Source organism: Cellulosimicrobium sp. Marseille-Q4280, from assembly GCF_943181405.1.
In the GTDB taxonomy this organism is placed as follows: Bacteria; Actinomycetota; Actinomycetes; order Actinomycetales; family Cellulomonadaceae; genus Cellulosimicrobium.
On the sequence record NZ_CALPBY010000005.1, the window covers coordinates 40,160 to 53,542 of the forward strand.

The window sequence follows — 13,383 nt, forward strand, 5'->3', positions numbered from 1 at the left end:
ACCTACCGGGTCGTGTCGAGGAGCCCGTCGAGAAGCTCGGTGCTCAGGGCGTTCGCGGGGTCCGCCAACAGCCTCGCGATCGGCATGTCGCCGATCATCGCGCGGATCACCGGGCTCGTGAGAAACCCGGTCGTCGAGCCGGAGGGGTCCGCCGCGGCGACGGCGTCGAGGAGCCGCGGGCCGAGGACGTCGTCCTCGACCCACTCGCGGAGCGTCGACCTGAGCGTCGGGCGCGGGCGCGGCCCGTGCGCGGAGCGAGGCACGATGACGCGTGCACGCAGGTCGCGTGACGACGCCCCCACCTCGACGGCGTGGTCGCCCGCCGTCACGGCCCAGCCACCGGCGGCCTGGTCCCACGTCGCGAAGCCTCGCCGGTCCACGGTCAGGTCGACCTCGGCGGAGCCGCCCGCCTCGAGGTGCACCCTGCCGAAGCCGACGAGCCGCCGGACCGGCTCCGTCGGTCCCGCCCCTTCCCGGCCCGCGTACGCCTGCCAGACCTCGGCGCCCGCACGGTCGCCCGTGTTCGTCAGGGTGAAGCGCAGGCGGACGTGCTCCTCGTCCTCCTCGACGGCCTCCAGGCCCGAGTACGCGAACGTGGTGTAGCTCAGCCCGTGCCCGAACGGGTACGCGACGTCCTTCTCCGCGCGGTCGTACCAGCGGTACCCGACGAGCGTGCCCTCCGCGTGGAAGGCGCGGCCACCGGTCGCCGGGAAGCCCGGCCACGCCGGGGTGTCCCGCAGGGACACCGGGAACGTCTCGGGCAGCCTGCCCGACGGGTTGGTCACGCCCGTCAGGACGTCGACGACGGCGCCGCCGCCCGACGCGCCGGGGAGCCACATGTGCACGACGGCGCCCACGGCCCGGTCCCACGGGGACGTGCGGACGACGCCGCCGGCGTTGATCACGACGACCGTCGGCGTGCCGGAGCCGGCGACCGCCTCGATCAGCCGGACCTGCTCGGCGGGCAGGTCGATCGTGTCGCGGTCGTACCCCTCGGAGTCGCTGCCGGCGGGCGGGCCGACGACGAGGACCACCGCGTCGGCCGCCTGCGCCTGGCGGCGGATCGCCAGGTCCGCCGCGTCGGTACCGGCACCGTCGTCGGACGTCCCGGACGCACCGAGCTGACCGTCGACCGGGTACCCGGGCTCGAACCGGACCTCGCCGTCCCACACGGCGCGCAGCGCGTCGAGAGGCGTGTCACCGGACGTCTCGGGGACCTCGGTCCCGACGTGCGCGCTGCCCCCACCCTCCCGGTGCGGCGCACGGGCGAGCTCGCCGACGACGAGCAGCGTCCCGGCGCCCCGCAGCGGCAGCGTGCCGCCCTCGTTGCGCAGGAGCACGACCGACGCCTCGGCGACCCGGCGCGCCAGCGCCTGGTGCGCGGCCCGGTCCACCGTCCGCGCGGGCCGACCGGACCACCGCCGCGCCACCGAGGCCAGGCGGCCGGCGGCGTCGAGCACGCACTCCGTGTCGAGCCGGCCGTCGGCGACCGCGTCGAGCACGGCGTCTCGCGAGGCGTCGGCGGGCCCGGGCATCTGGAGGTCGAGCCCCGCCGCGACGGCCGCGACCGGGTCGTCGACGGCGCCCCAGTCGGAGACGACCGCGCCGTCGAAGCCCCACTCCTCGCGCAGGACCCGGGTCAGGAGCCAGGGGTCCTGCGCCGCGTGCACGCCGTTGACGCGGTTGTACGACGCCATGACCATCGCGGGCCGCGCCTCGCGGACGACGTGCTCGAACGCGGGCAGGTAGATCTCGCGGAGCGCACGCTCGTCGACCTCCGCGCTCACCCGCATCCGGTCGGTCTCCTGGCTGTTGACCGCGAAGTGCTTGACGCAGGCGCCGACGCCCTCGCTCTGCACGCCCCGCACGAAGGCGGCACCCGCCCGGCCGGCAAGGCGGGGGTCCTCGGAGTAGTACTCGAAGTTCCGCCCCCCGAGCGGCGAGCGCTTGATGTTGACCGAAGGGCCGAGCAGCACGTCGGCCCCCGCCGCGCGGGCCTCAGCGCCGATCGCCGCGCCGACCTGCTCGACGAGCCCGACGTCCCACGTCGCGGCGAGCGCCACGGGGGCCGGGAAGCTGGTCGCCGGCACCTTGCCCGCAAAGCCGGGCAGGTTCATCGCGAGCCCGCTCGGCCCGTCGGACAGCACGAGCCGCGGGACGTCGTCGGACGCCCGGGTGCTCGCCATGTCGGCGCCGAACAGGAGCCTCGCGGCGTCGTCCAGGGCGGCGGGGGAGGTCGTCGTCATGTCAGGCGGCTCCTGCTTCCATCAGCGCACGGTCCTGCGGGTCGTGGATGTTCCAGCGGCGCGGCAGCGGGGGGTCGTCCGACGCCCCCCGCCAGCGGCACGCGTGGTGCGTCGTGCCGGGACCGACCTCGACCGGCGCGCTGCCGTCGGGCAGGTGCACGGTGGCGCGGGCGCCCGGCGGGACCTCGACCTCCAGGTCGAAGCGGTCGCCGTCGCGACGCCACTCCACCCGGATCAGACCCTGCGGCGACAGGTGCGAGGCGGAGGCGTGCGTCAGCCCGCCCCCCGGGCGGGGCGCGACGTCGATCTCGCGGTAGCCCGGAGCCGCGGGCGCGATGCCCGCGACCACGCGGTGCATGAAGTCGACGACCGCACCCAGCGCGTAGTGGTTGAACGAGGTCATCTCCCCCGGGTTGACGCTCCCGTCCGGGAGCATGCTGTCCCAGCGCTCCCACACGGTCGTCGCGCCCATCGTCACGGGGTAGAGCCACGACGGACAGCGCGTCTGCAGGAGCAGGTGGTAGGCCGTGTCGGCCGCGCCGACACGCGTCAGAGCGTCGCAGACGAGCGGTGTGCCGACGAACCCGGTGCTGATGAGGTGGTCGCTCTCGCGGACCAGCTCGACCAGGCGCTCCCCGGCGACACGGACCTGCGCCTCGTCGTCCAGGAGGTCGAAGCAGATCGCCACGGACAGCGCCGTCACGGTGTCGCTGACCACGCGCCCCGCCGGCGAGACGAACGTGTCCCGGAACGCGCGACGAGCACGCGCGGCGACGGCCGTGGCGGCCTGCGCCCTCCGGGCGTCGCCCAGGACGTCCCAGGTCCGCGCGAGGAGCGCGCTGCTGCGGGCGTGGTAGGCGGTCGCCACGAGGTGCGGGTCGGTCCGTGACTCCCCCGGGTTGTCCGGGGGCGCCGCGGGGTCCAGCCAGTCCCCGAGCTGGAACCCGGTGTCCCACAGCCCGGTACCGCCGGTGGCGCGCTCGACCTGGTCGACCCAGGCGGCCATGCTCTCGACGTGGTCGCGCAGGACCTGCACGTCGCCGGTGCGCTCGTACAGGGTCCACGGGACGACGACCGCGGCGTCGCCCCACGCGGCGGCCGGCTCCGCCGGGAAGCCGCACTCGAGCCACGGGTGGAAGTTGCGCATCGTGCCCTGGTCGCGCTGCTCCGCCTTCACGTCGCGCAGCCAGCTCAGCAGCACGCCCGTGCTGTCGTGCAGGAAGGACGCAGCAGGGGCGAACACCTGGATGTCCCCCGTCCACCCGAGCCGCTCGTCGCGCTGAGGGCAGTCCGTGGGCAGGTCGACGAAGTTGTCGCGCATGCTCCAGACCACGTTCTCGTGGAAGCGGTCGAGGAGGTCGTGCGACGAGCCGAACCAGCCCGTGCGGCGCATCGCCGAGTGCACGACGAGCGCCTCGACGGTCCCCAGGTCCTCCCCGGCGGGCCAGCCCTCGAGCTCGACGTAGCGGAAGCCGTGCAGGGTGAACCGAGGTGTCCAGGTCTCCGGCCCGTCACCGGCGAACACGTACTCGTCGACGGACGTCGCGGAGCGCAGCGGCCGCACGGACAGCTCGCCGTCCTCGAGGACCTCCGCGTGGTGCAGCCTCAGGACGTGGCCCGCCGGGGCGGACGCCGTGAACCGGATCGTGCCCGAGACGTTCTGACCGAGGTCGAGGCGCACGCGGCCGCCGGGACGGTGCTCGACGGACACCGGCGCAAGGGTCTCGACGACCCGGACCGCGGGACCGGGCGAGGCCTCGAGAGCGTGCAGGAAGGAGCGGCGCGGCAGGACGGCGGGACGCTCCCACAGCGCGTCGTCGAAGCCCGGCCGGGACCAGCCCGGCTGCTCGAGCCGCGCGTCGTGGGTCTCGCCCTCGTAGAGCCCGGACGCCGTGATCGGAGCCGGAGCAGTGCGCCACCGCAGCGGGAGCCGTTCGACGGTGCCGTCGGCGTGCCGAGCCTCGACCTGGACGAGCGCGGCGACGTCGGTGCCGTAGACGTCCCAGAGCCCGCCGTTGAAGCCGATCCGCCCGCGGTACCAGCCGTCGGCCAGCCAGATCCCGAGCACGTTCTCGCCCGGTGTCGTCGCGGGACCGAGGTCGAGGGTCTGGTACCTGAGCCGGTGCCCGTAGCTGCTCCAGCCCGGCGCGAGCACCGCGTCCGACGCGGCGGTCCCGTTGACCTCGAGGTCGTAGACACCGTGCGCGGTGACGTAGGCACGCACCCGGACGGCGGACGCCGGGACGCTGAAGGTGGCGCGCAGGAGCCATCCGGGCCGGGGCCCGGAGGCCGCGGCGGTGAGCGAGGGAGAGACGAAGTCCTCGAGCCAGTCCTCCGCACCGAGACCTACCTCGACGGTCAGCGGCTCGGACCACGCCGTGGTGCTGTCGTCGCTGAGCGTCGCCCGGACGCGCACGGATGCGCGCTCCCGGGGCTCGAGCGGGACGCCGGGCCACGGCACGAGCGAGACGTCCGCGGATGCTGCGCGCACGGTGGACGGGTCCTGCGCGTCCCGGTCGACCGAGACCTCGTACGAGCGCTGCTCGACACCCGGAGCGCACCCCTCGAGGCGCCAGCTCAGGCGGGGCGCGCGCTCGTCGATCCCCAGGGCGTCCGTGCGGTGCTCGGCGCGGAGGTCGACGACGGCGGCGCCCATCAGCCCTTCACCGAGCCGGCGGTGAGGCCCTTCATGACCCGCTGGTTGAGGAAGAGGTAGATCGCCAGCGTGCCGAACACGTTGAGGCAGATCGCGGCGAACGTCGGCCCGTAGTCCACCTGGCCGAACTGGCCGCGGAAGTTCAGCAGGCCGACCTGGATCGTGCGCAGCTCGTCGCGGTTGGTGAAGGTCAGCGCGATGAGCAGGTCGTTCCAGATGAAGAAGAACTGCACGAGCGCCACGGTGAAGATCGCGTTGCGCACCAGGGGCAGGCCCACGGAGAAGAACATCCGCAGGACGTTCGCGCCGTCGAGCGTGGCGGCCTCGAAGATCTCGCGCGGCACGCTACGGAAGAACGTCGCCATCATGAACACCGTGAGGGGCAGCCCGATCGTCGTGTACGTGATGATGAGCGGCCACAGCGAACCGGTCAGCCCGACCTCGAAGTAGATGGTGAACAGCGGCAGCAGGATCATCTGGCCAGGGATCATGATCCCGGCGAGGAAGAGCAGCAGCGTCGTCGAACGCCCCTTCCACACCATGACCTCGAGCGCGAACCCGGCGGCGACGCCGAGCAGGATCGTCAGGAAGAGGGAGGGCACCACGGCGAGCACGCTGTTGCGGGCGTACGTCCCGAGGTTGCCGTCGGTGACCGCCGTGACGTAGTTGTCGAAGTTCGCCCAGTTCTCCGGCAGGGCGAACGTCGGGTTGTTCAGGAACTCCGGCTGGGACTTGAGCGAGCCGAGGACGAGCCACACCAGCGGGTAGACGACGATCACGAGCACGAGGGCGGTGACCAGGCCGGTCCAGACCGAGTGCCAGACGCGTCGAGCGGGCCGACGGCGCCGCGGCGCACGCGTCGGCGTGGACGGGGCGGTGGTGGGAGCGAGGGTGGTGGTCATGGTTCAGGCCTTCGTCAGGTCGCGGCGGCTCGAGCGGAAGATGAAGAGGGTCACGACGAGGCACAGCATCGTCAGCAGCAGCGCGAGGGAGCTGCCGTACCCGTACTCGCCGTAGCTGAACGAGGTCTGGTACATGTACAGCGTCAGCGGCGTCGTCTGGCTGCCCGGCCCGCCGTTCGTCAGCGCGAGCACGGAGTCGAAGACCTTGAGCGTGCCGTTGATCGAGAAGATCACCGACGAGAGCAGCACCGGCAGGGAGAGCGGGAGCACGATGTGCCGCACGAGGCGTGCGCCCGACGCGCCGTCGAGGCGCGCGGACTCGAGCGTCTCCTCGGGGATGTCCACGAGGCCGGCGTACAGCAGCACCGCGTAGAACCCCATCGACCGCCAGGCCTCCATGAGGATGATCACCCAGAACGCGCTCGAGCCGCTCGCGAACCAGTCGACGGCGCCGATGCCGACCGCCTCGAGCAGCGCGTTGACGGGGCCCGTGCGCGGGGCGGACTCGAAGAGCTGCTGGAACATGAGCGCCACCGCGACCGTCGGCAGCACGACCGGGAAGAAGACGAGCGTCCGCACGATCCCGGACGACCGTCGCAGGACGAAGACGTACAGCAGCGAGAGCAGGTACCCGACGGCGACCTGCACGACGGTGAGGACGAGCGCGAACCTGACGGTGAACCACAGCGCGTCGCGCACCGCGGGATCGGTGGCCAGGCGGACGAAGTTGTCGGCGCCGACGAACGTGAACCCGCTGATCGCGTTGCCCTCGAAGAACGTGTAGCCGAGCGACCACACGACGGGGACGAGCAGGATCAGGGTGTAGAGGGCGAGGGCCGGCCCCAGGAGCAGGGCGATCGCGCGCCGATCACCGAGTACGTGACGCATGGAGTGTCTCTCCGTCGTGAGGGGTCCGCCTCGGGACCCGCGTGCTGAAGGGTCCGCGGGGCGTGGCCGGCGTCCGGCGCACGCCCCGCGGAGGGCTGGTCAGCCCTGGTCGGAACGGTGGGGCTGGCCGCCCCCGTCGGGCAGGTCAGCCGAGATCCGCCTGGACGTCGGCCATGAAGTCCTCGGGGCTCATCTGCCCGGTGACGAGGAGCTGCGCGTTCGACGTCGCCGTCGTGGTGGCCTTGGGGTTGAACAGGGCCTCGAACCACAGGACGGTCGTGTCCGCGGACGCGATCTGGTCCTGCACGATGCCGGTGAGGGGCTCGACGTCGAGGGCGTCGTCGGCCGCGAAGCCCGTGATGACGCCCTGCTCCGCGAGCGACTGCGTGCCGAAGTTGTCCGCGATGCAGCCGAGCCACTCCTTCGCGCCGTCGTCGAACGCGCTCTGGGACATCGCGAGCGGGACGCCGATGTTGGCCGCGAGCTGGGTCGAGTCGCCCGACCCGCCGTCGACGTCGGGGAACGGGACGAAGCCGATGCCGTCCGCGCCGAGCTGGTTCTGCGCGGGGTCGTTGAAGTTCGCGAGCGCCCAGGAACCCATGTAGTACATGCCGGCCTTGCCGGTGAGGAACTCGTTCATGGCCGTCGTGTAGTCGATGGAGCCGACCGACGGACCGAACGCCCCTGCCTCGCCGAGCTCGGCGATCTTCGCCGCGCCCTCCACGTACTCCGGGTCCGTGAGCTTCGCCTCGCCGTCGGCGACCTTCTGCAGCGCGTCGGGGCCGACGGAGCGGTAGATGTAGTTGCCGACCAGGCGCGTGAGCGGCCAGCCGTCCTTGCCGGCGGCGGCCATGGGCGTGACCCCGGCCGCCGCGAGCTGCTCCGCCGCGGTGGCGAGCTCGTCGAACGTCGTGGGGATGCTGATCCCGTTCTCCTCGAAGAGCGCCTTGTTGTACCAGATGCCCTCGACGTTGAACTCGGACGGGAGGACGTAGACCTCGCCGTCGTAGAGCGCCTCGATCGTGGAGCGGGCCGCCGGGATGATCGCGTCGGACTTGCCCAGCTCCTCGAGCTCGGCGTCGATGTCGACGAGCTGGTCGGCCCCGTGGACGTCCTTGATCACCTGCGGCGAGTTGCCGGTCGCGAAGAGCGACGGCAGCGCGTCCTGGCCCGCGAGGAGCTGCAGCTGCTGGTCGAAGCTGGCCTGCGGCTGCGTCGTGACGGACAGCGGGGACGCCTCCTCCGGCGCGGCGCACTGGTCCTCGCTCAGCGCGGTCAGGGTGTCCTTGACCGCCGTGTTCTCCGCGAGGGAGAGGTACTCCAACTTTCCGCTGGCCTCGCCGCCCTGCTCGCCGCCGTCACCTGCCGAGCACGCCGACGCGAGCAACGCGATCGACAGCGTCGATGCCGTGAGCAGCGCCGCGCGCCGCTGTCCCTGAGTGATCATCACTTCCTCCTCGAAGTCTTTCGCTACGCCTTTGAAGCGCTTCAATCGAGGAGGCTAGAGTGTCGACCGCGATGGTGGCAAGTCCCCGATGTGCACTGGAAACACTGGCAGCAGCGTGGAGCCCGCTTCTCCTGGGCCTATTCACCTGGTCGATGAAGCGGATCAACAACGGCTATGCTGCGCTGCGGAAGCGCGAGAGAGGTGAGGATGGCTGAGAACGGCGAGGTGGGGGGACGGTCACGACCGTCCATCGGTGACGTCGCGGCGCTGGCCGGGGTGTCGTCGGGGACCGTGTCGAACGTGCTGAACCACCCCGGACGCGTGTCGACCGCGACGGCCGACAAGGTCGTGCGGGCGATGGCGATGCTGGACTACGTCCCGGACGCGAATGCCCGCTCGCTCGCAGCGGGTACCAGCAGGACGGTAGGCATCGTCCTGCCCGACCTGAGCAACTCGTTGTTCGTCGACGTGGCGCGCGGCGCGGAGGCAGCGGCGGAAGACGGCGGGTACTCGTTGATGATCGCGAACAGCGACACCCGCCTCGACCGCGAGACCCGACACCTGCGGACCTTCACCCAGGCTCGTGTCGCCGGCGTGCTCCTGACGCTGAACGACAGCGACCACTTCGCGGCGATCGCGGGCCAGACACCGCGGACGGCACCGACGGTGATGCTCAATCTCGCCGTGCCGTCGACCCGGTTCTGCAGCGTCGCCGTCGACAACGAGCACGGAGGATGGCTGGCGACCGACCATCTCGTCGAGGTGGGGCGCCAGCGCCTCGTCTTCGTCGGCGGTCCCGGGGGCCTCGAGCCGGTGCGGCACCGGGCGCAAGGCTTCGCCCGTGCCGTGAGCGAGCGCGGGGTGAGCCACGTGCGGACCATCACGCCGACGGGCGTCAACCGGGCTGACGGCTGGGAGGTCGGGCGCGCGATCGTCGACGACGTGCGCGCGGGGCTGGTCGACGGCGTGGTCGCGGCGACCGACCTCCTCGCGGCGGGGATCGTCCAGGCTCTGGAGTCGACGCTGGACGTGCGCGTCCCCGACGACGTCGCCGTCGTGGGCTACGACAACAACCAGGCGGCGTGGGACAGCCCGATCCCCATCACGACCGTCGCCCAGCCGGGCGAGAAGATGGGGCGTGAGGGCATGCGACTGGTGATCCAGGAGGGACGCGACGCGGAGGGTCACGAGCACGAGGCCGTCGTGCTGGCGCCATCGCTCGTCGTGCGCGCCAGCACCGGACAGGCCCGTCGGGCTGACGCCTGACGGCGTCATCCCGGCGGACCTGTGGGCGCAACCACCTCACACGGTGATCGGAGGACGCTCCCACACCTGCACGGGCAGATCCTCCCGCCGAGCTCCGTTGTCGAGGTCCAGGGCCGCCAGCCACACCTCCCGTGCTCGCAGCCACGGGGTGCGCGACACCTTCTCGTCGCCGGACTCCGGAACGCTGACCACCCGCTCCCAGCATTCGGGCGGAAGGTCGCGCCACTCGACGTCCAGATGAACTGCGGCGTGTGCGTGCAGGTTGCGCAGCGCGCTGGGTGGCAGCGTGGCACCGAAGTCCACCGTGTCGAGTCCGTACGCCACCTCAGGATCCGGGCGCGCGCCGGTGCGTGCGAGCTCGATGGCACCGGCCAGCTCCCGGGCGTGATAGCCCACGTGCGCGACGACGTGCGCTCGGCTCCAGCCGGGCACGCGAGACGCGCCGTACAGGTCGACGTCGGAGAGCTCGTTGAGCTTGCGGGAGAAGTAGGCGGTCCCCCGTCGCGCCAGCAGGAGGTCGGACCTGATGCCGGGGTCGGTGACGCGGTCGGTACGTGCGGCCATCGCTCAGCCTCGGCTGCCCGGCAGCAGGCGGCCCGACTCGGTGAGGTAGGTCCGCTGGAACTGCAGCCGCTCGACGATGGGGGCGTCGGAGAACCGGAAGAGGTCGAACTCCTCGCGCGCCTCGATCGACCACTCGGTCCACGAGGGCACGACGAACAGATCGCCCTTGTGCAGCTCGCGCTGCTCCCCGTCGAGCACGACCGCCCCCGAGCCCTCGAAGACCTGCCAGACGGACGAACCGACCTCGCGACGGGCGGCTGACCGGGCACCGGGCCGCAGGCGGTGGAACTCGCAGCGCATCGTCGGCAGGACGTCGCCGCCCGTGGTGGGGTTGGTGTACTTGATCGCCGCGTGGCCCTGCTCGACCGTGGCGGGGTGGCCCTCGTCCTCGAGTGCGAGCTGCTCGCGCAGCGCGGCGTCGGTGTGCTCCCACCGGTAGGCGGCGATCGGCGTGGAGACCTGCGGGCCCGGGGAGGACAGGGGCGTGAGCCCCGGGTGGGCCCAGAGCCGCTCGGAACGCGAGAACGGCGGGGACGCCTCGTCGGTGACGCGCTCCGAGCCGTACTCGAAGAAGCCGAGGTCGACGTCGTGGACGAAGGGGACGTCGAGGCCGTCGATCCACGCCATGGGCTGGTCGGTGTCGTTGTGGTGCCCGTGGAAGTTCCACCCCGGCGTCAGCAGCAGGTCTCCTCGGCTCATGCGGACGGGGTCCCCGTTGACGACGGTCCAGACGCCCTCCCCCTCCACGACGAACCGGAACGCGTTCTGCGCGTGTCGATGCTCGGGCGCGGTCTCGAACGGTCCCAGCCACTGGATGGCGCACCACAACGTGGGGGTGGCGTACGCGGTGGGGGCGAGTCCCGGGTTGGCCAGTCCGATGGCGCGGCGCTCACCGCCACGCCCGACCGGCACGAGATCGCCGGCTCGGCGGGCGATGTCGACCAGCTCGGTCCACCTCCACACGAACGGCACCGCAGCCGGCTTGGGGACCATCGGCATGAGGTCGTTGGTCTGGGTCCACAGCGGCGCCGTGCTGTTGCGCTCGAAGTCCGCGTACAGACGGTCGAGCTCGGGGCCCGGTTCGGGCTGGCCGTCGTGGGCCTCGGGAAGAGTCTCGGGCTGCGTGCTCATGGCTGACCTCCTGAAGTAGTCGACGTCACGGTCCCGACGGCCTGTCCCGTCGAAGCGGGGCTGGCCACGGTGGCGTCAGGGGTGGCGAGCGGAACGCGGCGCAGCAGTGCGATCGCCGCTGCGCCCACGAGCATGGGGATGACGAACAGGTAGTAGAGCTGGCCCGGCTCCCAGCCGGTGTCGAGCAGACGGCCGGCGACGATCGGCGAGACGATCGCACCGACCCGGCCGAGCCCGATGATCAGCCCGACCCCGGTCGCCCGCGTGGCGGCGTCGTAGGACATCGGCCCGACGGAGAACATGCCGGCCATCGCAGCGCTGGTCGTGGCCCCGAGCGCGGCGGCAAGAGTGAAGGCCACGGCGAGCGATCCCATCGACGACGCGTAGCCGGCGAAGGCTGCGCCGGCGAGCACGAAGGCCGCTACCAGCGTCGGCCGGACACCGACCCGTGATGCGACAGGGCCGAAGATCAGCGATCCGGCGATACCGCCCAGGCTGAACATCACCCCCGCCTGGACCCCGTCTCCCGGCAGGAAGCCGTTCAGGACGATCAGCTGCGGCGTCCACGAGTTCGCGAAGTAGAAGCCCGCCATGAGCATGAAGAAGGCGAGACCCAGGGCCAGGGTGACCAGGCCGGCCCGGCCCATCAGGACGGCGCTCCAGCGTGCCCTCGTCGTACGGGCCGCCGCCGGCGCGGGCAGCTCTGTCACGTGTGGGTGGCCGATGCGAGCGAGGATCGCGTTGAGGCGTTCCAGAGCTCGGGGAGGCCGACGACTGGTGAGGTAGTCGATCGACTCGGGCAGCACACGCCAGACCACGAGCATCAGCACCCCGGTCGCCACGGCGCCGAAGGCGAAGACCGAGCGCCAGCCGAGGGTGGCGAGCAGGACGCCGGCGAGGATGCCCCCGAGGGTCCCGCCGATCGGCTGGCCAGCCGTGTAGAAGCTGATCGCCGTGGGCCGGTGGCGTGCGGAGGCGTACTCCGAGACGAGCACGTTGAGGCACGCCTGCAGCGTGCCGATCGCGAGTCCGGTCAGTACGCGCACGGCCAGGAGCATCTCGTAGCCGGTGGCGGCCGCAGACAGAGCCATCCCCAGGGTGATCACGGCGCCGCACGCCAGGACGGTGGTGCGACGTCCGATCACGTCGGCGACCTGGGACACCAGGGCCGAGCCGATCGCCATGCCCAGCAGCGCGCTGCTCAGCAGCACGCCCAGCTGGCCGCCCGAGAGCTGCCACTCGTCCGCGATGGCCGAGCTGCTGAAGGCCAGGGCCAGCACGTCGAAGCCGTCGAGCATGTTCATCGCGACGCACAGAGCGACGACCGCGTACTGCGTCCGGCTCATCGGCGCGGACTGCACGCGTTGCGTGAGGCTCATCGGCTGCCCTCCCCGGCCAGCGAGCCGATCCGCCCCTGGGGCCGGGCGTCGTACGCGACGGCGTGACGAGCCGTCACGCCGACCTCGAGCGAACCGACCGAGTCGATCTCCACCCGGACGCGATCGCCGTCGGCGAGCGGGCCGACGCCTGCCGGCGTTCCCGTCAGGACGACGTCTCCGGGCTCCAGGGTCATCACCGACGAGGCGTAGGAGATGAGCTGCGGCACCGAGAAGAGCAGCTCGGCCGTGCTCGTCCTCTGCCGCAGCTCACCGGAGACCCAGCACCGCAGGGCGAGGTCGTCGGGGTCGGAGATCTCGTCGGCGGTCACGAGCCAGGGGCCGAGCGGCGTGAAGGTGTCGAACGACTTGCGGGTGGAACGGTCCTCGGTCGAGCGCAGGCTGATGTCGAGCCCGCACGTGTACGCGAAGACGTGGTCCAGGGCGTCGTCCGTCGAGACGTGCCGGGCCGTGCGTCCGATGACCAGGGCGAGCTCTCCCTCCTGGTCGGTGCGCTTGTCGTGATACGGCAGCTGGACGTCCTGGCCCGGCCCGACGACCGAGGTCCCGGCCTTGAGGAAGACGCCGTAGTCCGCGATGGACTTCTGCTCGGCCATCTCCACCTTGTGGTCGAGGTAGTTGACCGGCGCAGCCACGATCTTGCGGGGCCTGCGCAGCGGCGCGGACAGACGCCCGAGATCCAGAGCGGCGTGAGGGAACGCCCTCAGGTCGAGGGCCGCGAGCTCGTCCACGCCACGCCCGGCCTCCAGGAACGCTCCCCACGGTCCGGCGGGCCCCGGCTGCGGGGCGACGACGTCGCTGACGTCCACGGCCTCGTCGCCGATCACGATGACCGGGATGGTGTTGTCCAGCACTGCGAGTCTCATGGTGATCTCCGTCGATCGGG

At 71.9% G+C, this 13,383-nt stretch carries 10 protein-coding genes; 1 reads left to right on the forward strand and 9 read right to left on the reverse strand.

The annotated features are described in order from the left end of the window. Nucleotides 1-2 precede the first annotated feature (2 nt). From NFS20_RS13520 to NFS20_RS13540, 5 genes are all read right to left on the reverse strand, one after another. Complete coding sequence (locus tag NFS20_RS13520; protein WP_251152322.1) at nucleotides 3-2,246, reverse strand: glycoside hydrolase family 3 C-terminal domain-containing protein; 2,244 nt, start codon at nucleotides 2,244-2,246, stop codon at nucleotides 3-5. Between the two features lies 1 nt (nucleotide 2,247). Next, nucleotides 2,248-4,902, reverse strand: a complete 2,655-nt coding sequence (locus NFS20_RS13525; RefSeq protein ID WP_251152323.1) for a family 78 glycoside hydrolase catalytic domain — start codon at nucleotides 4,900-4,902, stop codon at nucleotides 2,248-2,250. After that, nucleotides 4,902-5,804, reverse strand: a complete 903-nt coding sequence (locus NFS20_RS13530) for a carbohydrate ABC transporter permease (protein ID WP_251152324.1) — start codon at nucleotides 5,802-5,804, stop codon at nucleotides 4,902-4,904. Before NFS20_RS13530 ends, NFS20_RS13525 begins: the two co-directional genes overlap by 1 nt. A gap of 3 nt (nucleotides 5,805-5,807) precedes the next feature. Beyond that, nucleotides 5,808-6,692 (reverse strand): carbohydrate ABC transporter permease, encoded by an 885-nt coding sequence (locus NFS20_RS13535; RefSeq protein ID WP_251152325.1) that lies wholly within the window; start codon nucleotides 6,690-6,692, stop codon nucleotides 5,808-5,810. Between the two features lie 145 nt (nucleotides 6,693-6,837). Beyond that, entirely contained in the window at nucleotides 6,838-8,139 is a 1,302-nt protein-coding gene (locus NFS20_RS13540) for an ABC transporter substrate-binding protein (protein ID WP_251152326.1), read from the reverse strand. Nucleotides 8,140-8,346: 207 nt separating this feature from the next. Between NFS20_RS13540 and NFS20_RS13545 the strand changes: the two genes are divergently transcribed. Beyond that, nucleotides 8,347-9,405, forward strand: a complete 1,059-nt coding sequence (locus NFS20_RS13545) for a LacI family DNA-binding transcriptional regulator (RefSeq protein ID WP_251152327.1) — start codon at nucleotides 8,347-8,349, stop codon at nucleotides 9,403-9,405. Nucleotides 9,406-9,441: 36 nt separating this feature from the next. Here NFS20_RS13545 and NFS20_RS13550 read toward each other — a convergent pair whose 3' ends face one another. The 4 genes from NFS20_RS13550 to NFS20_RS13565 are packed head-to-tail and all read right to left on the reverse strand — an operon-like array spanning nucleotide 9,442 to nucleotide 13,363. Continuing rightward, a complete protein-coding gene (locus tag NFS20_RS13550; protein WP_251152328.1) occupies nucleotides 9,442-9,969 on the reverse strand; it encodes a maleylpyruvate isomerase N-terminal domain-containing protein in 528 nt (175 codons plus the stop codon). Nucleotides 9,970-9,972: 3 nt separating this feature from the next. Next, complete coding sequence (locus NFS20_RS13555) at nucleotides 9,973-11,100, reverse strand: cupin domain-containing protein (RefSeq protein ID WP_251152329.1); 1,128 nt, start codon at nucleotides 11,098-11,100, stop codon at nucleotides 9,973-9,975. After that, a complete protein-coding gene (locus NFS20_RS13560) occupies nucleotides 11,097-12,479 on the reverse strand; it encodes an MFS transporter (protein ID WP_251152330.1) in 1,383 nt (460 codons plus the stop codon). The genes NFS20_RS13555 and NFS20_RS13560 overlap by 4 nt, the downstream gene beginning before the upstream one ends. Beyond that, a complete protein-coding gene (locus NFS20_RS13565; RefSeq protein ID WP_251152331.1) occupies nucleotides 12,476-13,363 on the reverse strand; it encodes a fumarylacetoacetate hydrolase family protein in 888 nt (295 codons plus the stop codon). Before NFS20_RS13565 ends, NFS20_RS13560 begins: the two co-directional genes overlap by 4 nt. Between the last annotated feature and the right edge of the window lie 20 nt (nucleotides 13,364-13,383).

Bases quoted from the DNA above. Each gene is read 5' to 3' on its own strand.
- NFS20_RS13520 (WP_251152322.1), bottom strand. From the start codon at position 2,246: ATGACGACGACCTCCCCCGCCGCCCTGGACGACGCCGCGAGGCTCCTG.
- NFS20_RS13525 (WP_251152323.1), bottom strand. From the start codon at position 4,902: ATGGGCGCCGCCGTCGTCGACCTCCGCGCCGAGCACCGCACGGACGCC.
- NFS20_RS13530 (WP_251152324.1), bottom strand. From the start codon at position 5,804: ATGACCACCACCCTCGCTCCCACCACCGCCCCGTCCACGCCGACGCGT.
- NFS20_RS13535 (WP_251152325.1), bottom strand. From the start codon at position 6,692: ATGCGTCACGTACTCGGTGATCGGCGCGCGATCGCCCTGCTCCTGGGG.
- NFS20_RS13540 (WP_251152326.1), bottom strand. From the start codon at position 8,139: ATGATCACTCAGGGACAGCGGCGCGCGGCGCTGCTCACGGCATCGACG.
- NFS20_RS13545 (WP_251152327.1), top strand. From the start codon at position 8,347: ATGGCTGAGAACGGCGAGGTGGGGGGACGGTCACGACCGTCCATCGGT.
- NFS20_RS13550 (WP_251152328.1), bottom strand. From the start codon at position 9,969: ATGGCCGCACGTACCGACCGCGTCACCGACCCCGGCATCAGGTCCGAC.
- NFS20_RS13555 (WP_251152329.1), bottom strand. From the start codon at position 11,100: ATGAGCACGCAGCCCGAGACTCTTCCCGAGGCCCACGACGGCCAGCCC.
- NFS20_RS13560 (WP_251152330.1), bottom strand. From the start codon at position 12,479: ATGAGCCTCACGCAACGCGTGCAGTCCGCGCCGATGAGCCGGACGCAG.
- NFS20_RS13565 (WP_251152331.1), bottom strand. From the start codon at position 13,363: ATGAGACTCGCAGTGCTGGACAACACCATCCCGGTCATCGTGATCGGC.